This is a genomic window from Cohaesibacter gelatinilyticus, from assembly GCF_900215605.1.
Lineage (GTDB): Bacteria > Pseudomonadota > Alphaproteobacteria > Rhizobiales > Cohaesibacteraceae > Cohaesibacter > Cohaesibacter gelatinilyticus.
The window spans coordinates 358190-383234 of the sequence record NZ_OBEL01000004.1 but is presented as its reverse complement, the minus strand read 5'-3'; the positions used below and the strand labels follow the sequence as shown (position 1 = coordinate 383234).

22 protein-coding genes are annotated in these 25045 nt (G+C 50.1%); 16 read left to right on the top strand and 6 right to left on the bottom strand.

The window, feature by feature from the left end; all coding sequences use genetic code 11:
* Positions 1-195 precede the first annotated feature (195 nt).
* The 4 genes from CRO57_RS17705 to CRO57_RS17690 all read left to right on the top strand — a co-directional run bounded on the left by CRO57_RS17705 (position 196) and on the right by CRO57_RS17690 (position 4621).
* Entirely contained in the window at positions 196-1155 is a 960-nt protein-coding gene (locus tag CRO57_RS17705) for a dihydrodipicolinate synthase family protein (RefSeq protein WP_097154804.1), read from the top strand.
* Positions 1146-2081: a 4-hydroxyproline epimerase gene (locus tag CRO57_RS17700; protein ID WP_097154803.1), complete on the top strand. Its 936-nt coding sequence runs from the start codon at positions 1146-1148 to the stop codon at positions 2079-2081. The genes CRO57_RS17705 and CRO57_RS17700 overlap by 10 nt, the downstream gene beginning before the upstream one ends.
* A gap of 223 nt (positions 2082-2304) precedes the next feature.
* Positions 2305-3552, top strand: coding sequence for an NAD(P)/FAD-dependent oxidoreductase (locus CRO57_RS17695; protein WP_097154802.1), 1248 nt, complete (start codon positions 2305-2307; stop codon positions 3550-3552).
* A 43-nt stretch (positions 3553-3595) separates the two neighbouring features.
* Complete coding sequence (locus CRO57_RS17690) at positions 3596-4621, top strand: trans-3-hydroxy-L-proline dehydratase (RefSeq protein ID WP_097154801.1); 1026 nt, start codon at positions 3596-3598, stop codon at positions 4619-4621.
* A 2122-nt stretch (positions 4622-6743) separates the two neighbouring features.
* Here the strand turns inward: CRO57_RS17690 and repC are convergent.
* The 3 genes from repC to repA form a co-directional block, all read right to left on the bottom strand.
* Positions 6744-8042, bottom strand: a complete 1299-nt coding sequence (repC, locus tag CRO57_RS17685; protein WP_097154800.1) for a plasmid replication protein RepC — start codon at positions 8040-8042, stop codon at positions 6744-6746.
* 226 nt (positions 8043-8268) lie between these two features.
* Positions 8269-9330, bottom strand: coding sequence for a plasmid partitioning protein RepB (repB, locus tag CRO57_RS17680; RefSeq protein ID WP_097154799.1), 1062 nt, complete (start codon positions 9328-9330; stop codon positions 8269-8271).
* On the bottom strand, positions 9327-10544 hold the full coding sequence (gene repA, locus CRO57_RS17675) for a plasmid partitioning protein RepA (RefSeq protein ID WP_097154798.1): 1218 nt from the start codon (positions 10542-10544) through the stop codon (positions 9327-9329). Before repA ends, repB begins: the two co-directional genes overlap by 4 nt.
* 244 nt (positions 10545-10788) lie before the next feature.
* On the opposite strand from repA, the gene CRO57_RS17670 reads away from it, so the two are divergent.
* The 3 genes from CRO57_RS17670 (at position 10789) to CRO57_RS17660 (ending at position 13603) form a co-directional block, all read left to right on the top strand.
* Complete coding sequence (locus CRO57_RS17670; protein ID WP_097154797.1) at positions 10789-11037, top strand: hypothetical protein; 249 nt, start codon at positions 10789-10791, stop codon at positions 11035-11037.
* Positions 11038-11320: 283 nt separating this feature from the next.
* Entirely contained in the window at positions 11321-13222 is a 1902-nt protein-coding gene (locus CRO57_RS17665; protein WP_097154796.1) for a sensor domain-containing diguanylate cyclase, read from the top strand.
* Between the two features lie 102 nt (positions 13223-13324).
* Positions 13325-13603 (top strand): WGR domain-containing protein, encoded by a 279-nt coding sequence (locus CRO57_RS17660; RefSeq protein WP_097154795.1) that lies wholly within the window; start codon positions 13325-13327, stop codon positions 13601-13603.
* A 37-nt stretch (positions 13604-13640) separates the two neighbouring features.
* Here CRO57_RS17660 and CRO57_RS17655 read toward each other — a convergent pair whose 3' ends face one another.
* Entirely contained in the window at positions 13641-14171 is a 531-nt protein-coding gene (locus CRO57_RS17655; RefSeq protein ID WP_097154794.1) for an Lrp/AsnC family transcriptional regulator, read from the bottom strand.
* 66 nt (positions 14172-14237) lie between these two features.
* On the opposite strand from CRO57_RS17655, the gene CRO57_RS17650 reads away from it, so the two are divergent.
* Both CRO57_RS17650 and CRO57_RS17645 read left to right on the top strand, forming a co-directional pair.
* Positions 14238-14624 (top strand): RidA family protein, encoded by a 387-nt coding sequence (locus CRO57_RS17650; RefSeq protein WP_097154793.1) that lies wholly within the window; start codon positions 14238-14240, stop codon positions 14622-14624.
* A gap of 57 nt (positions 14625-14681) precedes the next feature.
* On the top strand, positions 14682-15308 hold the full coding sequence (locus CRO57_RS17645; protein ID WP_097154792.1) for a LysE family translocator: 627 nt from the start codon (positions 14682-14684) through the stop codon (positions 15306-15308).
* Between the two features lie 38 nt (positions 15309-15346).
* Here the strand turns inward: CRO57_RS17645 and CRO57_RS17640 are convergent, their stop codons facing one another.
* Entirely contained in the window at positions 15347-15703 is a 357-nt protein-coding gene (locus CRO57_RS17640; protein ID WP_097154791.1) for a cupin domain-containing protein, read from the bottom strand.
* A 118-nt stretch (positions 15704-15821) separates the two neighbouring features.
* Here CRO57_RS17640 and CRO57_RS17635 point away from each other — a divergent pair, with 118 nt between their 5' ends.
* From CRO57_RS17635 to CRO57_RS17625, 3 genes are all read left to right on the top strand, one after another.
* Positions 15822-16688 (top strand): AraC family transcriptional regulator, encoded by an 867-nt coding sequence (locus CRO57_RS17635; protein ID WP_244580141.1) that lies wholly within the window; start codon positions 15822-15824, stop codon positions 16686-16688.
* 95 nt (positions 16689-16783) lie between these two features.
* Entirely contained in the window at positions 16784-17524 is a 741-nt protein-coding gene (locus CRO57_RS17630; protein ID WP_097154789.1) for a helix-turn-helix domain-containing protein, read from the top strand.
* 69 nt (positions 17525-17593) lie between these two features.
* Positions 17594-17974, top strand: coding sequence for a VOC family protein (locus CRO57_RS17625; RefSeq protein ID WP_097154788.1), 381 nt, complete (start codon positions 17594-17596; stop codon positions 17972-17974).
* 118 nt (positions 17975-18092) lie between these two features.
* On the opposite strand, the gene CRO57_RS17620 is transcribed toward CRO57_RS17625, so the two are convergent.
* Positions 18093-18878, bottom strand: a complete 786-nt coding sequence (locus CRO57_RS17620) for a YdcF family protein (protein WP_097154787.1) — start codon at positions 18876-18878, stop codon at positions 18093-18095.
* A gap of 388 nt (positions 18879-19266) precedes the next feature.
* On the opposite strand from CRO57_RS17620, the gene CRO57_RS17615 reads away from it, so the two are divergent.
* Genes CRO57_RS17615 through fdhD form a run of 4 tightly spaced genes read left to right on the top strand, consistent with a single transcriptional unit; the run spans position 19267 to position 25042 of the window.
* A complete protein-coding gene (locus CRO57_RS17615) occupies positions 19267-19791 on the top strand; it encodes an NAD(P)H-dependent oxidoreductase subunit E (RefSeq protein ID WP_244580137.1) in 525 nt (174 codons plus the stop codon).
* The gene (locus CRO57_RS17610) at positions 19788-21347 is read left to right on the top strand and encodes a formate dehydrogenase beta subunit (RefSeq protein ID WP_097154786.1); all 1560 of its coding nucleotides are present in this window, start codon (positions 19788-19790) and stop codon (positions 21345-21347) included. The genes CRO57_RS17615 and CRO57_RS17610 overlap by 4 nt, the downstream gene beginning before the upstream one ends.
* Positions 21348-21357: 10 nt before the next feature.
* A complete protein-coding gene (gene fdhF, locus CRO57_RS17605; RefSeq protein ID WP_097154785.1) occupies positions 21358-24210 on the top strand; it encodes a formate dehydrogenase subunit alpha in 2853 nt (950 codons plus the stop codon).
* Positions 24197-25042, top strand: a complete 846-nt coding sequence (fdhD, locus tag CRO57_RS17600) for a formate dehydrogenase accessory sulfurtransferase FdhD (RefSeq protein ID WP_097154784.1) — start codon at positions 24197-24199, stop codon at positions 25040-25042. Before fdhF ends, fdhD begins: the two co-directional genes overlap by 14 nt.
* Positions 25043-25045 lie beyond the last annotated feature (3 nt).

Genomic DNA, 25045 nt, shown 5'->3' with positions numbered 1-25045 from the left:
GATCCAATATGCAATATAACATTGATTATACCTGAACGGTTCGGTAACGCCCTCCCCTACAACGGCGCAAAACGTACTGTATACATATGTGATTGAACAAGCCGCATCATACTGACGTCAAGTCGGAAACGGACAAAACCCTCAGATGCGTTACGTTCCAAGAGCCAAGATGCCAATTTGGCAAAGGAGACTGACATGGATATGAGCATTTTTACCGGTACCATCCCGGCCCTGATGACCCCTTGCAAGGAAGACCGGACCCCGGATTTTGATGCTTTGGTACGCAAAGGCAAAGAGCTGATCGCTACAGGTATGTCGGGCGTTGTCTATTGCGGATCCATGGGTGATTGGCCGCTTATTACTGATGAAGAGCGTATGCAGGGTGTGGAAGCTCTGGTAAAAGCCGGCGTTCCTACCATTGTCGGCACCGGTGCGGTAAACAGCAAGCTGGCCGTTGCGCACGCAACGCACGCTCAGAAAGTAGGCGCAGCTGGCCTGATGGTGATCCCACGCGTTCTGTCTCGCGGCATCTCAGCTACCGCCCAGCGCAACCATTTCTCTGCCATTCTCGGGGCAGCACCCGATCTGCCAGCTGTCATCTATAACAGCCCATATTATGGTTTTGCGACCCGTGCCGATCTCTTCTTCGATCTACGCAAAGATTATCCAAATCTGATCGGCTTCAAAGAGTTTGGCGGTGCGGAAGATCTGCGCTACGCGGCTGAAAACATCACCTCTCAGGACGAAAATGTCACCCTGATGATCGGTGTTGATACCACCGTATATCATGGCTATGTCAATTGCGGTGCAACCGGCGCCATCACCGGTATCGGCAATGCCCTGCCAAAAGAAGTCCTGCATCTGGTCGATCTGTCCCAGAAAGCTGCTGCTGGCAATGCCAATGCTCGTGTAAAAGCCAAAGAGCTGGAAGAAGCCCTCGGCGTTCTCTCTTCCTTTGACGAAGGCCCGGATCTGGTGCTCTTCTACAAGCATCTGATGGTTCTGAACGGCGATACCGAATATACGCTTCATTTCAACGAAAGCGATGTTCTAACAGATGCCCAGCGCAATTATATTGAACAGCAGTATAATCTGTTCAAGGACTGGTATCAGGACTGGAGCCAACAGGCGGATGTAAAAGCTCTATGCGCGTAATCGATACCCATACCGCAGGTGAACCCACCCGCACCATCATTGAAGGTGGTCCATCCCTTGGGGATGGGCCGCTGGCTGAACGCGCTGTGCGCCTTGAAAAAGAGCATAGTGATTTCTGCAAAGCTGTTTTGCTGGAGCCCCGCGGCCATGATGCCGTCGTCGGGGCTTTGCTCGTTCCACCCTCTGATCCTGACTGCGTGACCGGCGTGATTTATTTCAACCCAGCGGGTAATCTGGGCATGTGCGGTCACGCCACCATTGGCCTTGCCATCACACTGGCCCATATGGGGCGGATCAAGCCCGGCCATCACAAGATCGAAACCCCGGTGGGTGTGGTGAGTGTAGATCTGCACGACATGAACGAAGCCTCTGTTGTCAATGTAGAGAGCTATCGGCACCTCAAAGACGTGGAGCTTGATGTCGAAGCTATCGGCAAAATCACTGGTGATGTTGCATGGGGTGGTAACTGGTTTTTCCTGACAAAGGACAGCCCTTTGCCACTGGATTTCGGAAATATCGTCGAGCTGACCCGTATTTCCAACCAGATCCGTTCTGCTCTTGTTGCCAATGGCATCACCGGCAAGGATGGTGGTGAGATCGATCATATCGAGCTGACCGGTCCAGCAAAGCATGCTGGCAATCACGGACGTAACTTTGTGCTCTGCCCAGGCGGGGCCTATGACCGCTCTCCCTGTGGCACCGGTACATCCGCCAAAGTCGCGTGTCTTGCAGAAGATGGCAAACTGGCAGCGGATGAGCTCTGGGTTCAGGAAAGCATAATCGATAGCACCTATCAGCTAAGCTACACACCTGGCCGCGACGGTGGTGTCATCCCAACAGTGACAGGCAAAGCCTATGTCACAGCAGAGGCTACACTTCTGTTTGATCCAAACGATCCTTATGCCAAGGGCATTCAGGCAGACTAGTCAACGAACCTCCCTGGCTCGGACCCCGCAAATCCGGGCCACACAGCGAATGCGGGAGCATGGTCCCCGGAGCCGATCGCTCCTTCTTCCGCATTCGCTTCTTACATACCGATATCGGGCGGATATCAGGCGCAAGCACGGCAATAGCGCGCGTTCTGCGAAAAGTTGCAGCACGTTTCGGATAAGAACTCGCGTCAGCAAATATTCAAGTAAAGGATCAGCCATGCAACACGACCCTTCAGAGATCATCGTCATTGGTGGTGGCATCATTGGCGTCTCTACTGCGCTGGAACTAAGCCGAAATGGGTTCCAGGTGACACTTCTGGACCGCAAGGGCATTGCCGCAGAAGCCTCGAAAGGCAATGCCGGTGCCTATGCCTTCACCGATATCGTGCCCTTGGCAACACCAGGTATCATGAAGAAGGCCCCGAAATGGCTTCTGGACCCTCTGGGCCCCCTCTTCATTCCCCCGTCCTATGCCCTGAAAATCACCCCGTGGATGTTGCGCTTCTGGAGGGCCAGCTGGAAGGATAGGTATCAAGGGGCTATGGAGGCGCAAGCATCCTTGAACAATCATTCTCGAGCGGCTTTGGAGCGCCAAATAGACGCTGTTAGAGGCGAAGCGATGTTCCAGCGCGAGGGGCAGATGCAGCTCTATGAAGGACAGAAGGAGTTCGAAGCCTCGCTTCCTTCTTGGGAAATCCGCAAACAGCATGACATACGCTTCGACTTGCTCACCAGCAATGAGGCCATTGCCGAGATCCAACCGGGTATCGATCCTCGCTTCACCCATGCTGGCTTTACCCCGGACTGGATCAATGTCTGCTGCCCGGAACGTTGGACGCATTATCTGGCGGAGCAATACCTGACAAATGGTGGAAAATTGATCACCGAAGAAGTGCGTAATCTCAAACAATCTGGCGAGATTGTGGAGATCACAACAGATCAAACCACTTATAGAGCGAAAAAAGTCATCGTTGCTTCAGGCGCCTGGTCGCACCAATTGGCAGCCATGGTAGGAGACAGGATCCCCCTTGAGACAGAGCGCGGCTATAACACCACCCTGCCCGAAGGCGCTTTTGATCTGCGTACGCATTTGACCTTCACCAATCACGGCTTTGTGGTTAGCCGCATCAATGCTGGTGTGCGCGTAGGTGGCGCAGCAGAACTTGGTGGTCTGAAGCTTCCTCCGAACTATAAACGCTCGGAAATTTTACTGAACAAAGCCAAGAAATTCCTGCCTTCACTGAACACCGATAATGGCAAGCAGTGGATGGGGTTCCGCCCCTCGATGCCCGATAGCCTGCCTGTGATTGGAACCTCCAGCAAGGCGAACAATATCATCTATGCCTTTGGCCATGGCCATCTGGGCCTTACACAAGCAGCGGGTACAGCAGAATTGGTGGCGTCATTGGTTTGCAACAAGCCAGCTCCCCTGTCACTGGCTCCTTTCAATCCGGATCGCTTTTAGATCCTCCCAATTCACAACGGGAACTGAAGCAAAGAGGCGCATTATGCGGAGTAGTAAAACTGTCCATGTGATCTCCTGCCATGCAGAAGGAGAAGTCGGAGACGTCATCGTTGGCGGAGTGGCCCCTCCTCCTGGCGACACGCTCTGGGAAATGCGCAAGTTCATTGCCAAGGATCAGACCTTACGCAATTTTGTGCTCAATGAGCCGCGTGGCGGTGTCTTTCGCCACGTGAACCTGCTGGTTCCGCCCAAACACCCAGAAGCAGACGCAGCCTTCATCATCATGGAACCTGAAGACACGCCTCCAATGTCCGGTTCCAACTCCATTTGCGTCTCTACCGTGTTGCTGGACGGTGGTATCATCCCGATGCAAGAGCCTGTCACCGAGCTGATTCTGGAAGCTCCCGGCGGTTTGGTACATGTGAAAGCGGATTGCACCAATGGCAAGGCAGAACGTATCACCGTACAGAATCTGCCAAGTTTCGCCGGTGAGCTGGACGTCAATCTGGAAGTCGAAGGCCTCGGGACCATCAAGATTGATACTGCCTATGGTGGCGACAGCTTTGTCGTAGTGGACGCACAAGCCCTTGGCTTCGACATCAAGGAAGAGGAAGCTGGTGATATCGCCCGTTTTGGCGTTAAAATCACGAATGCCGCAAATGAGCAAATCGGCTTCCATCACCCGGAAAATCCTGATTGGAAGCATATTTCCTTTTGCTTGTTTGCCGGCCCGCTTGAAAAGGTCGATGGTGGCTATACCGCCCGATCTGCGGTGGCAATTCAGCCAGGCAAGGTAGATCGTTCACCAACCGGAACCGCTGTCTCTGCACGCATGGCACTGCTCCACAAACGCGGTTTGATGAAAGTTGGTGAAACCTTTATCGCAACTTCCATCATTGGCTCTCAGTTCAGCGGCAAAATAGTATCTGAACATGCCCTTGCTGATCGTACGGCAATCATCCCGCAAATCTCAGGACGCGGCTGGGTGACCGGCATTCATCAGCATATGCTGGACCCGTCCGATCCATGGCCAAGTGGATACAAGCTCCGTGATACTTGGGGTGCATAATGAGAGGATCCAATCAAACCCAAACAAGAAAAACTGCCCTATCAGATGGTAGAGCGGTTTTTTCTTATGGTTATCAAATGGTTAATTGATATAAATCTTTGCGACAGTAGACGTCCTCCCTGATAATTCATCAGCAATAACCTAGACCTCAGGATTTGGAGGATCGAAATACGACCGCATTTATGCTGTTATTCAGACAAGATCCTCCACGCTGATGACAATTCCCAATTGATTTTCTCTGCATAGATTTCATTCAAAACGTGGACACGGACCTATAATCAAGCATGCTGGCTGCCTGTCATGCCACCAAGTCAGCAACCTTTCTCAGCGAGATTCTACGTACAACGAATTTCCCTCAAAAAGTGAGGAAATGGCATAAAGGATACTCATCACCACTCCACTCAATCCTCACGGACACAATGCTACAACACAAGACTTTGACGCAGATTGATCCAACCGTACATATTCCCATCAAACTGAAGATTTTCCTGATACCACATCAATTAAATAGATGACGCCTCTCTGGATCAGCATCAGGAAATAAAATCCCAAATTCAATTTTATCTGTTTTTGCACCGACGATTATAACGATACCTGCCGACGCTATCACCATGGATCTTCATTTTTCCATGTGCCAGAGAAGTCGGAATATACCCTCCCCTGCTCGCATCGACCTCGAAGAAAGAGGCTAAATCGACAAGATGTAAGCAGCTTGGAGTGAGCATTTCTTCAATGGAGGTTGCGAAGGCTCTCAATAGTCAATTCGCTTGCTGATGACATGGTCGCCGCTTTCCAGCGGTTCGCCATCATTTGATTTTAACAGCTGTTAAAATCAAATGATGGCAGCCTAAAAAAGACGGACCTGAAAATATAGTCTCTGCCATAAAGATCATTGACAATGATTGTAAGGCTTAAACCCTCGAGTAACGACAGGGATGCCAAACTTCATTTCCTCAATTGTTCAGCCTAATTCTTACCAAACAATTCTTCTTGTTCCAAGTCGTGGCAAACAAACCAGGCAAAACGACATCACTTGAACAGCGTTTCATCCCCTTCAGGGAAGACATGCCATCAATGATAAAATTCATAAATTTCAGCATCAAATCAATACGGGAAGACGCAAGCATTCATAGAATATTCCCCCAGTCAGAACGCAGAGGGGAGGGGAATCACAACAACGGATATCCGAGGATTTACGCTTGGTCATATAAGCTTAGGCCGCGCTCCGTGCCAAAACTGAATTTTGAAGAATTTTCTCACCAAGATCTGCCTTCGACCACATAGAGCACTTTTAGCAGTAAGCACCTGCGCAAAAGATAACGAAACAGATCCATCCCACTATCGACTGCCCCTCGATCAAAATATATAGCAGCTGATAAAATCGTTCTTTTTCTTCTCTTTGGCAACTTTCACCAAACATAGAAAGGCCACATGCATCTCGACAACCAAAGACATTAAAACAAATCTTAAACGCCAACGGAATTCAGCCTAACAAAGCATTTCCAGATCCAAATCTGGTTAGCAGGACTGAGTTACCCCAGCTCCCAAGCGATATTGGGTATGCAGAAATAATCAACGACTTTTAGAAACCAGCTATATCAATCCCCTGCGCCGCGACAGGCAAGGAAAATACAGAAACAGAAAACCTCAAACACACACCGATCTTCCTCAATCATATAGATGGACATGACTTGCTCTCCTTGTTGGTCAGCCATCTATAAATCACATAACAAGACTGCGAGTAATTTCCTGTTTCAACGAATGATGACAATTGCTCAGATTCGCATTTTCACTCGACATCACCCATGATTATTTATCGAACTCGCTTTAGGCCGTTACATACGCTGAACACCTCAGGCTCCGAAGCATCTTAAAGAAGCAAGACACAGAATACAGGTTCGTCATGGCAATTTCCAAATTTCTCATCTCATCATTGAGCAGGGTAGGGGCATAGCATCCGCTTCCCAAATAAAAGAACATCTTCACTCATATTCTCGTCATTCTCCTGGTTTTAACACCTGTTAAAACCACACATCGTCATGTCGCGTTTCATCGGAAATTTCTACCCACCTGCAACCAGCACAACGGCTATTGAACTTTGCCAATGGTCACTCAAAAGCAATTAATGAGCATGATCACTCAAATTCGCTCTTAATAAACTGTTAATCATAGGCTTCGGCGTAAATCCGTTTCGAGCCACCAATGACCGTAAATAACCCCCGGGCGAACGAATTTCCGAGCTTCTTTGCAACATGGCCGCTATTGTCACAGATGCAGACAAAGCACCCAGAGATTGTTTGGCGTCTTGCCATGCCGAGAGACTAATCCCCATCATTGATCGGGTGTTCTCAGCTGCTTCAATCAAATCAGCCCAACTTCCAACGCCACTTGTGTTACAAAAGGCTATATCCGGGCATGCCATCAACACAGCGCTAAGATCCAGATCTTGCGAAATAGATCTTTTTGCTTCCTCCTCCAATAGGGCAGGTGGGTCAGTTTGATAACTATGCTCTGTTTCCTCAAACCACTTTGATTTTTGCATTGGAGTGGCTTCGAAATCCATCTCAAGGTCAGATAGACGCTTATAATTTGCTTCATGGTCTTTCTTTGGAAAGCCAATTTCAGAATCAATATTAGTTTTATGGTTTGAATCTTGTTTGTGTCGCTCATTATGCGACTCATTGCCGCTCGTTTTTTGTGAAAAAACCATCTTTTCCAGAAGGTTATGCACGTCTTCATTGAAATTGAGAACTTGCCTGTGCAACTCCTTTAACTCTTCGAGTTCTATGCGCCGCGCAATCGGCATATTCAATGACGCAAAGGTTTCTACAAGATCCAGCCATGGTCCCGCAGCGCCTCTCTCAAGGGCAAATTCAAGGCATTTGGAAATCGATCTTCTTGTCAGGACAACTTCCTCACGCAGATCTTTCTTAAGTGCCTTTTCTCGCCGTACCTGCGCTGCTGCATCTTCCAACTCCATGGAACGAGCAAGCAATACACGCAAATCAAACCCAAAGGCTCGCAAGATAGATCCATCCTGGTCGGCCCTGGCATAACGTTTGCCATTGGGACTATCCTGACGCACGATCATTCCAGCTTTCACGAGAGCAGCCAGATGACGTCGCAAAGTTGGCTCTGCCATGCCATGAGCCCGTTCACTCAGCTTCTTATTGGAAGGGAAAACAACCAGGCTGTCCTGTGCGTCCAGTTTTACTTCCTTGTGGAAAGATAACAATGCTGACAGCACCATAAGAGCGCGATCCGAAAGCCCGAACAGGTGCTTGCAATCGGTCAGATCGCGCAGGATTTGCCATTTATCTTTTGTCAGATCCTGATCACAAGACGCAGAAATCCGCTGTCCGTCAACCATTTCGGTCGACAGACCGCTCCCCCCGAAGGGAGCAGACAATAAAAAGTTCATGCCTTTGCCTTTCTCAAGGCAAAGAAAAATTGTTCACGCAAACAGCGCGTCAGAACTTGACATTTTTGGGAGAAGCTGATTCTGTATAAAGTGCTAAAAGATACAGGGCTTCTGGGTGGTGTTACGCTGCTTGGGAGCCTTTTTCTTTGCGCTGTCTCCTTAGATTTGAGTTTCAATTCAAATTCATGTTTCCCATCCTACGCGCAACAAAAGTGATGAGATACGCTTACCGGCTTTTATAAGCCTCATAAAGCTTGGGCAACTGATCGGCAACATATTCAGCAAAAGCTCGTTCGCTCAAACTCAGCTCCGATTTCTTTACCCCTGGAACAAAATGTCCCAACAGCTGATCATCATACCGAATTGGCGTTGGATCCGGCTGCGCGGATTTTTTCTTGTTCGTATCGTTCTGTTGTTCTTTTTCTGCTCTCTGCAGACCGTTCAGCACATATTGGAATCGACTATCCGAGTCGGTTTGAACAGAAAAGCCTGCTTCCTGAATCAGCTGCTCCCCTAAATTGACCCAGATTTCATCTTTGGTGAAATCTGCAAGCTTCATCCAACGCGGTCGCCCAATCTTCGGTGCAGGACCAATAGCCCGGATCAGCCGTCCAGGCACATTTTGATGAATCCGTTTCAGATAGGAGGCTTCGGCGTCAGTAATGGACAGAGCCATTTTCACACGAGCAACTTCTTCTCCGGAATTGCGGCACAAATTTCGAATATGGGCCGCAAACAAGACACGCTCGATATAGCTCAAATTCTGCCGGGCAGAATTCTCTATCCCTTGCGCCTGTAACAGATCCGTATCAGCAAGATCGCGAATTATTGCCTTGATCCGTTTGCCCTGCAATCCCTTGATCGCCGCCAAACGTCGATGACCATAGGCAACTTGATAACGACCTTCTACATCGGGATGAGAACGCACCAATATGGGCAATTCCTGTCCACGTTGTTCGATGGAACGACGAAGCTCTTCAATCGCTCCCTCGCTCGCTTCATCATTCAGGCGATCAGGGAAGGGGGAGGGATCAATCAGTGCTGGATCCAGCTCAATCACGTCCAACGCATCCTTGGCGTTCAGTTGCTCCTTAAGGCGATCCCGCTCATCACGCAACTCGGCAACCAGGGTATCCTTGGTCGCGGCAACAACACCTGAACCAACACGACTGGCCAAAGGAGAGGGCGCAACCTTTCCTCCTTGCTCAGCTTTCTCTGCCTCTACGGTCTCGGCCAGGGAACTGACCAAAGAGCCAAACATTTGCGTTCGGGAAGTTTTCTTGCTCATTGTGCACGCCCCCAACAATCCTTGATCAGGTTCAGAACCTCATGATTGACGCCATCCATACTTTCTATGGCCCGCTTGTAGGTATCGCGACCCATGGAATTGGCTTCGATTTCGTACAAACTGCGTTTGTCGAGCCCGGCATTGGCAACTGCGGTTGTCTCATAGACTGTACTATTGAGCACCGCCTCACCAAATAGCATGCGTAGCAAGCCCACCACTTGTTGCTGTGGTGCATCATTGGGATTGTGACGGGTGATGAGAAAACGAAGGAAACTCATATCCATATGGCCACCGGCTTCCTCAATCACACTCATGATGTCACTCATCATCAGGAGAAACTGGTTCATCGATGCAACATCCAGCATCGCCGGATGGACAGTGATCAACAGACCGGTGGAAGCAAACAGGGCACCTAGTGTAAGATAACCAAGTTGGGGAGGGGTATCGAAGATAACCACGTCATAATCAGCCTCCACCTCCTGCAACGCAGCGGCAATCCGGCGGAAGAAAACCCCATCCCCTCGCGCCTGGCCGGACGCGATGGCCTGAGGGGTGGCATGTTCAAACTCCATAAGCTCCAGATTGCCAGGAACCAGATCCAGTCCGTCGAAATAGGTTTTGCGAATAACCTCTTTCAAAGGACGGCGTTCTTCGTCGTAGCGAATGGCAGACCAGAGCGTTTCATTGCTTGCGACATCAAGCTCTGGCTGTGCACCAAACATTGCACTCATGGAAGCCTGTGGATCGAGGTCAATCGCAAGAACTCTATATCCTTGAAGAGCAAGAAAGTGTGCCAAATGAACGCTCGTGGTCGTTTTGGCAGAACCACCCTTGAAGTTGGAAACAGCAAGAACCTGCAAGCCTTCGCCTTGCTGACGATTGGGTTGAAATTTCAAGGACTCCGCAGGGCGTTTATTGGCCAGAAGAGCCCGCAATTGATTAATTTCAGACAAAGAGTAAATCCGGCGGCCATTGGAAAGGCGCTCTGGATCCGGTCCTTCACCATCAAGCGACATCTGACGGATGGTGCTCTCCGCAATGCCCAATAGTCGGGCGGATTCCGGTGCGGTAAATTTGCGAAGGCTTTTTTGCGCCTGGGGCGGATACATCCGCTCGCGTAGCGCATTCAGCTGACCTGACAAAAGGCTGGCATAATGCCCTACCTGTTCAGATGGCCGACCTTGAAAAGCTTGATTTTGCAAAACGGACCCCATATCGATTTTTTATACCGCGACGAATAATGTCGGATTTGACGAACAAAAGCGTCATAATTCTTATTGTCTGTATTTTTCGATTCTGTCCAGCTCTTTTTGGTTAACAAAGCCTTAACACAGAGTGGCAGGTTTCTGCGATTCGGGGTTGGAAACATCGCAAACCACACCGTTAAAACCTTTACAGACAACGCGGTAAGGGCAATGGACCATGAGTTTGCCCTTACGCAAATGATCCAAATTTCAAATGACGGATCACCAAGCTGATCTTGGAATTGGGTTATATGTCAATTGGATCGCCAGCAAGTCGGACTTTTTCAAGCTTCATTTCCAGGCCAATTGCGTCATTCAAACAAAACAAACACTGTCACTCACGTTATTGACCATGATCATCATCACAAAAGGAACAAGCATGGGAGATACACACAAAATCGAAAGCGTTTCTGCGGCGTTTTTTCTTGTCGCATGGCTGATCAAAGACGTTAAATCGAGTTAGATGCACAAAGCCTCATCCCGTAACAAGTCTGAATGAATCATTGCCGCGACTCGCTTTGACCCGATCATCCAGTCTCAAACAGAACCAGGATCGCCTATCAGAAGCAGATTCAATTTTCATTTCCAGGTCGCTTTACCTTTCAGCAACCATAGCTCTAAGAAAATCGCGGATATTAAAGTTATGACAGTATCACCGTTCCACACTCAGCCCAACGATAGAACTCCATCCTTATGTTCCAAATGCCAGATTGGGACCAACGGGGCGAGACAAAGGGCAAGATGTTATGACCAGACAATGGGTATTTCGGCTACTGACAGCCTCGGCACTTGGAATTTATTTCACAATCATCGGGTCGAGCCTGTATTTCGCACCCGGTTATTTGGCGGAAAAACTGGTCATTGCCGAAACAGAGCGGCGTGCAGGTCTGTGGCAAGTGCGCGTTCTGAGTTTGTTGGAAGAAGCCGAGCACAACGAAGTGCCGCATCAACATGATGATCATGATAAAACCCATCGAACTGAGACAAGCGCTGGTGGCTATGGTTTCAATTTCACCCATCTTGATAATCATTCACAAGAAGCCATAAAGCATTTCGTTCAGGCGTCGGATGCATATCGTGTAAGCCTGTTCAATCGCGAGGGCAAATCTTTTTGGTCAACTGGTTCCGAGATGGTAGATGATATCAGCAACGAAAGCTTTTATCAGACCAAACTCAAACGTGGCAAAAGTGTTCAGAAACTGGCGCAACGCAAGACATCCGAGATCGAAGGCTATGATGCGGAACATGTTGGTGAAGTATACGCCAATGAAGATATCCGCACCGTTTCACGCATCTATATCCCGGTCATGCAAGGCAGCCAACTCAAAGGGATTGTGGAAGCCTATCGAGATATCACAGATCAGATTTCCATTTATAAAACCAGACTGCTCATTGCGGGAGCGATCATATCTCTGACCCTCACATTCACTGTGTGTTCAGCACTGCTTTACAGTTATCAATATCGTAAACGCACCCGTATATTGGCTGATGTACAGCGTGAGAAAGAACAGGCAGCCCTACGCAAGGAGTTGCGCCGCAACCGCGAAGTTCGCCTGTTATCTCAATTAAGCGAATGGATGCAAGCCTCCAAATCAATGGATGAATTGTTTGAGATTGCATCCTCAATCTTGCATAAATTGTTGCCTGATGCGGCTGGCTCCATTTATGTATATTCCAATTCACGCGATGTGCTGGAAGGGATGACAAGCTGGAATGGTGGCAAGCATCAGGCCGAAATGCTGCCAGATGAATGCTGGGGTCTGCGCCGTGGCCGGGTATATATCCATGGCCGGGATGAGATAGATTTTGCCTGCTCGCATGACCATCATAGCCATGACGAAATCTATGTCTGTATTCCCATCGTCGCTCATGGTGATACGATCGGATTGCTCCATCTTGGGCTTGGAACCCCTTCGCAAGACGAAAAGCTGTTGGATCAATCAATAAAGCTTGCCCAGACTTGTGCAGAGCAGCTCAGCCTTGCCATCGCCAATGTCCGCTTACGCGATGAACTGCGTAACCAATCCATTCGCGATCCGTTGACCGGCCTCTTTAATCGCCGCCATTTCTTCGATACTTGTCGCAATCAGATTGGTCGATCTCGTCGCAGAAGCCAGACATTCTCCATTGCTTCGTTCGATGTCGACCATTTCAAGCTATTCAACGATAATCATGGCCATGACGCAGGTGATATAGTCCTACGAGCCGTTGGTGAATGCTTGCTGGAGGAGTTTGATGGCAATGATATTGCATTCCGCATCGGCGGCGAAGAATTCACCATTCTGCTCGATAATGTAATACAAGAAGAAGCCTTTGACCGGATTGAGAAATTGCGTAAAAAAATAGAAGACATAGTTCTGCATTATGGGGATAAGACCTTACCCAATGTTACCATTTCAGCTGGTGTTGCCATGTTCCCAAGTGACGGTGATATGCCTCAGGAGCTGATGAAAGCAGCCGATCAGGCACTTTATCGGGCCAAATCAGCCGGGCGCAATCAGGTCATGCTGGTCAACGCTCCGACAGATGCAGAGTCTGATATCGATTGGCAAGCTGAATCTTCGGAAGATGATCGTAACATCGACGACACCAAAGACAGCGCCGATATAAAGGACTTGCAAGAGGCCCTTGTCAAAGCAACTGGGTAGGTATCGCTGCTCCAATCAAATGATCAAGAATGGGAATCAATGGGACTTTATTGATTCCCATCTTTCATTGGACGCCACCAATTCCTCACGGCACATTGGGGTATGACCCAAATATCGCTCCAAACACCCTATCTGCTCCACCGTCGTGACTCATCAAAGAATATGGCACGCTTCTACTGTCTTGATCTAAGCAATGATCTTTTCGGCGGGATCACACTGGAACGCAGCTACGGACGCATTGGCACACTAGGACAACAGCTGAATATGCATTTTGCTGATACGGCCAGCGCACAGGAAGCTCTGGATGCCCTTCTGAATTCCAAACTGCGCAAGGGATATCAACCAGTCGCGAACACCCCTCATTATCTATCGATCTTATGAACCAGCAACCAGGGCGATCGATACTCTCCAGATCAAGCTATTCGGGTGGCAGAGGAATCTCAGGCCATTCTTCGGTTACTTCTGCTTGAACCGGGCGTTCGACATAGGTGCTCAACACCACATAACTCTTGGTACCCTGTACTCCTGGCAGAGCATAGATCTGGGCAAGGAATTGCTCCATCGCCTGCGCATCAGCCGTTCGGACTTTCATGATTACACAAGTATCACCTGTGACGGAATGGAGCTCTTCGACTTCCGGATATTCACGCAAACGCATCATCCGTTCGCTTTTGCCCCAGCCTTTTGAATTGACATGAACAAAAGCCAGAAATGGCTTGCCGATCGCATGCGCATCGACCTGAGCTGATGTCCCAGTTATGGTTCCCGCAGCCTTCAAGCGCTTGACCCGCTCATGCACGGCCGGGGCCGACAGACCCACAGATTTGCCGATATCGCCATAGGTCTGCCGCGCATCACCAACCATTTCTCCTAATATTTTTCGATCAAAATCGTCCACTACCGGGCTCCCTTGTCCGTTTGGCTGAATATCTTCTGTTTTTAATTTCATTCGGCAAATTTCAATTGAGCCGAATAAATTTTCGATATCTATTTATATTACGAAAGGATATTCATCATGCAACAAAGAATAATCAACCCTACAGACGGAATTTATCCTGCAACCGAGGACTATATTCATGCATTGGAGATATCCGGGGTCAAACGGCAGTTATTGGTCAGCGGCACAATGGGTCTCTTGCAAGATGGCACACCACCGGAAAGTCTGGATGAGCAGCTTGATCTTGTCTGGAACAATATTCGAACAATCCTCGCTGCTGCTGACATGAGTACGGAAAACATCATGAGGGTGACAAGCTACCTGACGGATCCCGCTCATGCCGAGAAAAACCAGAATGCCCGTCTGAAAGCGCTCGGTGAGCGCCATGTTCCAACGACGGCAATTGTGCTGCAAACGTTAGATCCCCATTGGCTGATAGAGATCGAGATTATCGCCATGGCATGACAGCAAGCCATATCTAGTCCAGATCTGTCTCAAAAATTCTCCAAAAGGAGCTGAAAAATGTCTCTTGATACTTATTTGATTTTTTTCCTGACAACGACGATCGTCGTCTTCACTCCTGGAGCTGCCGCCATCGCAGTGGCCTCACAAGGAGCTGCCAACGGTGGACGCCGGGCCATGGCTGGTGTCGTAGGCATAGCCTCCGCCAATGTGATTTACTTTATCCTGTCTGCCACTGGTATTGCAGCGCTCATTGTTGCATCCAATCTTTTATTCTCAGTGATCAAGTGGACCGGTGTTGCCTATCTGGTCTGGCTAGGTTTGATGGCAATCTTCAGCTCATCGGGTGCGATCAAATTGAATGCCAATCAGCAGAAATCGGGCCCGCTCAAGCTATTCACTCATGGGTTTGTAATTGAGTTCGCCAATCCGAAAGCCTTGCTCTATTTTGCGGCCATCTTGCCACAATTCATGGATACAAGCTTTCCGATCCTGCCTCAGCTACTTGTCATGGGCATCACCACATTGGCACTGGATCTGGCATCCTATACTTGTTACGCGTTTCTTGGTGACCGATTGGCCCGAGGCGGCTTCAAGGATTGGTTCGTGGGTGTCATAAACAAACTGGCTGGCGGTGCACTCCTTTTCGCCGGCTTCAGAATGGCAACCGTAAGCACAACACAATAGATGAGGGCAGGGACTTCTCCCTGCCTTTGATGCTTCTCCTAAATACGTGGTTTCTGAGCTGGTTCCCGATCAGAATCTCCCGAGTTCGGCTCGCCTTTTGGTTCAATCAAAAGCACTTTCACCTCTTTCTCAGCGCGCGGACGGTGCACTACCCCTTTGGGAACGACAAACAAATCTCCCGCTTTGACTGTATGGGAAGGCTCTCCTTCTATATCCATCTGCATCTCACCTTCGAGCACCAGAAAGAAATCATCAGTGGTTTCATGTTTGTGGAAAGGATATTCTCCCACGAATTTCACGACCATGACGTCATTGCCATTATAGTCGGACACCACATGAGGGTCCCAATGGGATGAAAAATGAGAGAGCTTTTCTGAAAGGTTGATTGCTTTCATCTTTATGATCCTGCTTTCTTGAATTGCGAGTTCGAGATGCCCTGCTATTGATTTGATATGGTCTATGGATGGCACTTGACGTACGAGCCTGATGATTGGGAGGCAACCAGTTTTGATCGTGGCATCATCTGATGAATTGAAAGCACAAGACATTGCTCCCGGTCTTGAACGATCGTGCAAACGCGATTGGGTCGAGGCTGCACCATACCAACCGGGCATCCATCGCATTGAAGCTTTCTTTTCCGGTGACGCATATGCGCCCCATCGCCATGACACCTATTCCATTGGCTATACCATTCATGGCATTCAAAGTTTTTCCTATCGAGGAGCTCGTACTGCCAGCACGGCCGGGCGCGTGATGGTGTTACATCCTGACGAAGTGCACGATGGTGGTGCAGGTTCTGATGAGGGCTTTCACTATAAGATGCTCTATATTGACCCCTCTCTGATCCGTGCAGCACTTGGAGATGGGGCATCAACGCTTCCGTTCGTCAAAGAGGCCATTCTGACAGATCCACGGCTATTTCACGCAATTCAGACTGCATTTGCTGATATGGCCATCGAGTTGGAACCAACTGCGCTGGATGAAATAGCCGTGCTGCTGGCAGACGGTTTACTCGCCAATGACCAATCCGTGAAACGATCTAGCGGCAGTCTGATTGATCTCAAGGCCATCAAACGGGCAAAGGACTATCTGGAAGCCAACCTTGAACGTCCGGTTACATCAGATGAACTGGAAACGGTTTCCGGCCAAGATCGATTTTCACTTGCTCGCCAATTCCGTAAAGCTCTTGGAACCAGCCCCTATCGCTATCAAATGCTCCGTCGTCTTGATCTGGCTCGTGCCGAAATTCAAAAGGGCAATAGCTTGGTCAATGCCTCTATCATGGCGGGTTTCAGTGACCAACCCCACATGAGCCGACACTTCAAATCAACCTTCGGCATTTCTCCTGGTCAATGGCAACGGCTGACCACAAACGTCTAACAGCAGTTTTCGCTTTCCTGTCCATTCACACCCGAATTTACTTTAGGATAGTCCGATGGAGATCAGACTTGATTCCACGATGGGGAAACCAGGCAATGTACGACCCAAAGGGCAACAGCAAAGAACGTGCAGTTGAAGCAGTGCAGTTTGTAGAAGCTGAACCACCAGCGCATTTGAAAGGCATCGTGCATCGTTTTCTGGAGCTACGAACAACCACGCCGCTAACGGATAACTATCGGTTTCATGCCTTACCTGATGCCTGCACCTATCTGATTTTTGATCAGCGCAACGTCGAAGTCGCAGGATTAACCAGACTCAAAGCCAGTTCCGAAGAACTTAATCTCAAGAAAGAATTTCACTTCGTCAATATTCGATTTCTGCCCGGCGTATGGCAGCAAGATAGCATTAAAGCCACTTACGGTCTGGTAGATAGCGCCTATCGAGGCGAACTTCCCTTGATTAGCTTGAATGCGGCTCTTATCGGTCAGAATTTTGACGTTCAGCAGAGCATCTTTTGTGATTTTGTGGAGCAACTGGTCAAGGACAATTTGGTAATCAAAAATCCGGTAACGGAGAGAATATTCCTGCATATTGACGATATTCACTCAGTTGCCGATATGGCGGAGATATCAGATCTGTCAACGCGTCAACTGCAACGAATATTGAAACGCACCACTGGCTTTGCACCCCATGATTTCCTGAAGGTTCTCAGATTGCAGCAGTCCATCCGTGGTGAGCCATCGCTGTCCTATGCCGATCAGTCTCACTTCATCCATGCCTTTCGCAATGCTACCGGATATACGCCAGGGCAATATTCAAAAAAGTTCGATGTCTGATATCTACAATACGGGTCAATACTGAGACATTACATTTTGGGCAACGGAAACAATGAAGTGGAGTTGACCATGTCTAAAATGAACGCAATCGGTTGGTTCGATATTTATGTCTCGGATTTAGATCGAGCTGTCACCTTTTACGAGACCATCCTGGATTGCAAATTGGAACCAATTGGCGATCCAACCGGAGAAAATCAGATGATGAGCTTTCCAGCTGATATGTCTGTCTATGGTGCCGGTGGCGCACTTACCAAGTCCCCACATGCTTCGCCAGGATTTGGCGGAACCATCGTCTATTTTTCCGCACAAGACTGCGCGGTGGAAGAAGCCCGCGTGGGAGATGCGGGAGGACAGGTTGTCAGACCAAAATTTTCAATCGGTGAGTTCGGCTTCGTCTCGCTCTGCCAAGATAGCGAAGGCAATATGTTCGGTATCAGCTCGATGAAATAGTGACAGCCCCGTCGGCAATCACACCTCGCTGCCAAAATTCATGCCTGCTATTAGAGTGCCGTGTCAGCTTGAAGCATCCCGATGGCCATATCCACGATTGTGGCGATCGGGACCAGACTTATCTTCCGGTCAGATCATAAACCAGAAGTCCGACCCATTCCCTGATGGCGGTGTTGAACCCATCCAAATGCCCGGATAACCCCCAACCGATATCATCACTAAAGGCACCAGTTTGATAATCGACGGGATAGGCTACGACATTGGACCATCCGGCGCGTTCAAAACTGCGCATGGAACGGGACATATGGAAAGCACTCGTCACCAAGACCCAGGTTTCATCTGGTTTGGGCTTGACCAAATCATAGAGAAAAATCGCATTCTCATGGGTATTGCGAGCTCTGCTTTCGATTACCAGTCGATCGGCAGAAACTCCAAGGCGTAATAGAAGATCTCGTGCGACTTGTCCCTCAGTGGGTCCTTCATTCAACTGGTCTCTCAATCGAGAGGAACCACCTGAGAAGACGATTTTTGCTTCTGGAAACTGTTGCGCCAAACTGGCTCCAAAAATCAAACGCTCAGCACTGCCGCTCATTTGGCTCTGTTTCCAATAGGCACTGCGAGCAGAAAGCTCCCCACCCCCAAGAACAATCACGCCATCAACTTGAGAAAGAGAGGGAGAGGCCGGGTATTGCCGTTCCAAGCTTTGCAGGAAAGGGTACCCCAACGGAAAAAGCGAGAATGCAAAGACAGCACCAGCGATAATAAGGCCCGTTACCAGCGAAGCGCGGCGCTGATTGCGATAACTGAACCATATGGTCACCAACATACCAAATAGGATCCAGCTCTCGACCCGCAAGCCAACAACCAATGTCTTGGATAAAAGAAAAAATATCATATCGGACATGGAATGGAGGTCTCTTCCCAACACGCATAAAATCAGACTGCAAACTTAATCAGAGGTCCTGTCAAACTGCAATGCGTTCAGCATGTTCATCACCAATTACCTCTCAATCAGCAGGTTGAGAGATAATTGCTTCGGGTTCACGTCTTCCCCTCACGCCAATTTGCAAGCAAGAATGGCTCATTTGCGCTATAATGCGTCTTGAGGCCCGGCTTTGATAGATGTCCTCTATAGGGTGATAGTCAATAACAATTGGCCTATGCATTCCCATCCATGGCATCCATGAAAGCAACGCTTTGACGCGATAAGACCACTATATGCGTCAGGCAGACAATTTGCATTCGAAAAGACCATCCTGCTCATGCAGTCCGAATGCCTGGAGGACCCGATCATGACGCCACCCATGCCCGCAATTGGGGCTAACCCAGAACATACAGACCCGCTTGACGCCGAGTGGGAAGCGCGTACGCGCATGATTTGCGCGGAATACGGCAATGACACCGCAAATTTGCTGGAAATTTTGCATGCCATGCAGGAAGAGTTCGGCCTTGTATCCCCTGCACTACAGCCAGTCCTTGCAGATATCCTGAATGTTGGCAAAGCCGAGATTCACGGTGTGGTCAGCTTCTATCATGATTTCCGTACGAAACCTGCAGGTAAGGTTGTTGTAAAATTGTGTCGAGCTGAAGCGTGTCAATCCGTTGGGGCCAATGCATTGATTGATCGCATTCTCTCCAAGCATGGCATGGATGATTTCGGCACCTCTGTATCCGGCATCACAATCGAGCCGGTTTATTGTCTCGGCAATTGCGCACTTGGTCCTTCTGCCATGGTCAACGAGCGTCTGCTTGGGCGTGTAAGTGACGCCTCTCTTGATGCATCCATTAGCAAGAGCATGAAGGAGAGCCTGTCATGAGCATGATCCTTTATATACCGGATGACGCTGCCGCTCTCTCAGTCGGTGCTGATGAAATTGCTGAGCGTTTTGCTGTATTGGGCAATGAGCGTAATGTGGATCTGATCATCGTTCGGAATGGCTCTCGCGGTATGTTATGGCTGGAACCGATGGTAGAGCTTGAGACGGAAAAGGGGCGCCTGGCCTTTGCTCCTGTCACACTGGATGCTGTCGATAGCCTGTTTGACGCCATGCAGGCTGGTAGCGACCATCCACTTGGTCTGGGTCTGACCGAAGAAATACCTTACTTCAAAAATCAAGAACGCCTTACCTTTGCTCGCGTCGGATTGACCGATCCGCTGGATCTGAACGCTTATGAGCAACATGGTGGGCTGGCCGGGCTCAAAAAGGCTTTGGCCCTCATGCCTGCGGACATTTGTGCCGAGGTAACGGAATCCGGTCTCAGAGGCCGCGGGGGTGCTGGTTTCCCCGCAGGCATCAAATGGAAGACTGTGCTCGACCAATCTGTCGAGCAGAAATATATCTGTGCCAACGCCGATGAAGGCGATAGTGGTACCTTTGCCGACCGCATGCTGATGGAAGGTGATCCATTCTGCCTGATCGAAGGAATGATCATCGCAGGTATCGCAACGGGCGCAACAAAAGGCTATGTCTATATTCGCTCCGAATATCCTCACGCCATCTCCAAGATGAACCGTGCCATTGATGTCCTGACAAGAGCCAATTGGCTGGGCAACGATATTCAGGGCAGCGGTAAGAGCTTTACGCTTTCCATTCGTAAAGGAGCAGGTGCTTATATTTGTGGTGAAGAGAGCTCCATGCTCAACTCCATCGAGGGCAAGCGTGGTACCGTGCGCTCCAAACCGCCAATACCGGCCATAGTAGGCCTGTTTGGCAAACCGACCATCGTCAACAACATTCTGACCCTTGCGTCTGTTCCCATCATTCTGGCCAACGGAGCCGACTTCTACAAGAACTATGGCATGGGGCGCTCGACCGGCACCCAGCCTTTCCAATTGGCTGGTAACATCAAACAAGGTGGTTTGGTTGAGAAAGCCTTCGGCGTAACCATCCGCGAATTGATAGAAGATTTTGGTGGTGGCACCCTTTCCGGCAAGCCATTTCGCACCGCTCAGCTTGGCGGTCCATTGGGCGCTTATGTCTCTGAGGACATGCTTGATCTGCCAATGGATTATGAAAGCTTGGCCCAAAGTCAGGCCATGCTCGGCCATGGTGGCATCACTGTTTTCGACAGCACAGTCGATATGGCCGATATGGCTCGCTTTGCGTTTGAATTCTGTCAGGTTGAAAGTTGTGGCAAATGTACGCCGTGCCGCGTTGGCGCGGTGCGTGGCCGCGAGACCGTCGAGAAAATCTTACGCGGCGAGAATGTCGCCAATAATATCGCACTGGTTGAAGATCTCTGCGAAATCATGACAGATGGTTCCCTCTGTGCCATGGGTGGATTGACACCTATGCCGGTTCTGTCCGCATTGCGTCTGTTCCCGCAAGATTTCGACCGCACCCCGTCCCAACCAGCCGAAGCAGCCGAATAGGAGAGACGTCATGAGCTTGATTAAAGAGACCGATCATGGCACCCCCGAAGGTGCTGGCAAACCGATAACCCTCTGGATTGATGATGTCGAAGTGACCGTGCCGGAAGGTAGTTCGGTGATGCATGCCGCCAGCAAGGTGGAACGTCCGATCCCAAAACTTTGTGCAACCGACAGTCTGGAAGCATGGGGTTCCTGCCGCATGTGTCTTGTCGAGATTGAAGGCGTGCGTGGCACACCATCCTCTTGCACGACGCCTGTGCGCGATGGCATGAAGGTTACGACCCAGAACAACCGGTTGGAGCGTTTGCGCAAAGGCGTTATGGAGCTTTATATCTCCGATCATCCTCTGGATTGCCTGACCTGTCCAACCAATGGCGATTGTGAACTTCAAGACACCGCAGGCACCGTTGGCTTGCGTGAAGTGCGTTATGGCATGAAAGGTGAGAACCATTTCGAAGAGGAAGTCAAAGCGCCGATTGATGGCTCCAACCCTTATTTCCAGTTCGACGCTTCCAAATGTATCGTTTGCTCCCGCTGCGTACGCGCTTGTGAAGAGACCCAAGGCACCTTTGCTCTGACCATCGAAGGCCGTGGCTTCGATAGTAAAGTCTCTGCCGGCGTTGGCATGGATGATTTCTTCTCTTCCGATTGTGTCTCTTGTGGCGCTTGTGTTCAGGCCTGCCCGACTGCAACATTGGTTGAGAAAGCTGTAGCTGATCATGGCACCCCATCCCGCAGCGTTGTTACTACATGCGCCTATTGTGGTGTTGGCTGTTCCTTCAAGGCAGAGATGCAAGGCGACGAGCTGATCCGCATGGTTCCTTACAAGGATGGCAAGGCCAATGAAGGCCATTCCTGTGTCAAAGGCCGCTTTGCCTTTGGCTATGCTACCCATAAGGATCGTCAGACTGAGCCTATGATCCGTGAGAGCTATACCGATCCATGGCGCAAGGTGAGTTGGAATGAAGCCATTGCATTTGCGGCAGACCGCCTGAAAGCAACACAAGCAAAGCATGGCAAAGGCTCCATCGGCGGCATCACCTCTTCACGCTGTACCAATGAAGAAGTCTATGTGGTCCAGAAGATGATCCGCGCAGCCTTTGGCACGAACAATGTCGATACCTGCGCCCGCGTCTGTCACTCTCCGACCGGTTATGGTCTGAAAACCACCCTTGGTACTTCCGCAGGCACCCAAACCTTTGCCTCCGTTGATAAATCAGATGTCATCCTCCTGATCGGAGCAAACCCGACCGATGCACATCCGGTATTTGGAAGCCGCATGAAGAAACGTCTGCGGGCAGGGGCCAAGTCAATCGTGGTGGATCCACGCCGCATCGATCTGGTAAAATCCGCGCATATCCGTGCAGATCATCATATCCAACTCCGCCCTGGCACCAATGTGGCAGTGATGAATGCCCTAGCCCACGTTGTTGTCACCGAAGGTCTCGTCGACGAAGACTTTGTGACTGAACGTTGCGATCCAGTTGAATTTGAACGCTGGCGCGCATTCGCCTCTGAGGAGCGCAACAGTCCTGAAAGCCTCGCTGAAATCATCGGTGTTGATCCGCAAGAGCTCCGTCAAGCTGCTCGCCTATATGCGACTGGTGGCAATGGCGCCATCTATTACGGCCTTGGTGTGACCGAGCATTCTCAAGGCTCCACCATGGTCATGGCTATGGCCAATCTCGCCATGGCAACCGGCAATTTTGGTCGTGAGGGCGTGGGTATCAACCCCCTGCGTGGTCAGAATAACGTGCAAGGCTCCTGCGACATGGGCTCCTTTCCGCATGAGCTGCCTGGCTATCGCCACGTAGCTGACGATGCAACTCGTGCTCTGTTCGAGGCTGACTGGGGCGTCGAGTTGCTCGCAGAACCTGGCCTTCGTATCCCGAACATGTTCGCTGCTGCCATTGATGGCAGCTATAAGGGTATGTTCGTGCAAGGTGAGGACATCGCCCAATCTGATCCGAATACTTCTCACGTGGAAGAAGCACTGAAAGCTTTGGACATTCTTATTGTGCAGGACCTCTTCCTTAATGAGACTGCAGCTTTTGCTCATGTCTTCCTGCCAGGAACCTCCTTCCTTGAGAAAGACGGCACTTTCACCAATGCGGAGCGTCGTATCAACCGCGTGCGTCCAGTGATGAAAGAGCAGTCGGAACTCTCAGAATGGGAAGCTGTTTGCCGATTGGCCAAGGCCATGGGCTATGACATGAGCTATAACAATGCCGCTGAGATCATGGATGAAATTGCACGTCTTACTCCGTCCTTTGCGGGTGTTTCTCATCAGCGTTTGGATAACGGTGAAAGCCTGCAATGGCCGGTCAATGATGCCAATCCAGATGGCTCGCCTATCATGCATGTGAATGGCTTTGCTGGTGGCAAAGGGCAGTTCATGATCACCGATTATGTACCGACATCTGAGCGCAGCAACCGCTTCTATCCATTGCTGCTTACCACCGGTCGTATCCTTAGCCAGTACAATGTGGGGGCGCAGACCCGCCGTACGGAAAACAGCCGTTGGCATGAAGAGGATATCCTTGAAATCCATCCGCATGATGCAGAGGATCGCGGCATCGCTGATGGTGATCAGGTTTCCATCGCAAGCCGTATGGGCTCCACGACGCTTAGGGCGGAGCTCACAGACCGGATGCCGGTTGGTGTGGTCTATACCACATTCCACCATCCTCTATCCGGGGCGAATGTCATCACCACTGACAATTCTGATTGGGCTACCAATTGCCCGGAATATAAGGTGACTGCCGTTCAGGTCCATCGCTCCAACCGACCATCTGATTGGCAGGAAGAACATAAGGACAAGGCGCAAACCCACTACCGGATCCGTGTTGATGCCGCAGAATAAGGTCAAAATCAGCGAGTTGAACCAGATGGAAGAGGTCGCCGCGTCTCGCCTGATGCCAGGCAAGCGCGTCGGTCTTGAGGGGAGCATCGATGACAGCTGGATCATCGCCGAGGAAATGCCAGTTGGCATTCTCGTCAATGGCGAAGATTTTGCAGTCATGATGCTCACACCTTCAGATCTGGAAGATTTCGCTCTCGGTTTTGCCTTATCCGAAGGATTGGTCTCATCCCCGGATGAGATCAAACGCATGGCCCTGACACCGGTTGCGGATGGCTATCTGCTGAACCTCACCATCGAAGGTGAGGGGAAAAGTGATAGTTTTGCTCGCCGCCGCGCATTGGCAGGCCGCTCTTCCTGCGGGCTATGCGGGGCTCAAAGCTTATCGGCCAGCGTCACCGCACCACCTCGGGTATTTGGTGTTCAACCACAACTGGATGCGGTGCGCAAAGCCTTTGCCGCTTTTGGTGCCAAGCAGATCATGCGGCAGGAAAATCACACGACCCACGCAGCAGCTCTTTGTGATCGGCAAGGCAATATCTTGCTGCTGCGAGAAGATATCGGCCGTCATAATGCCGTCGACAAGTTGGCTGGTGCCGCCATCAAGCAAGGCTATGAGCCAAGTCGCTGCTTTTTGCTGTTATCCAGCCGCTTGAGCTTCGAGATGGTTCAGAAGGCTGCTGTTCTTGGTGTTCCACTGGTTGCAGCAGCGTCTGCCCCTAGCGTTTTGGCCCTGAAACTTGCCAAGACAGCAAACATGCACATAGTCATCAGAAATCGGGACGAGCTGATGTGCTTTGATCCCAAAGATATGCCCGAAAAAGGCAATGAATAAGGT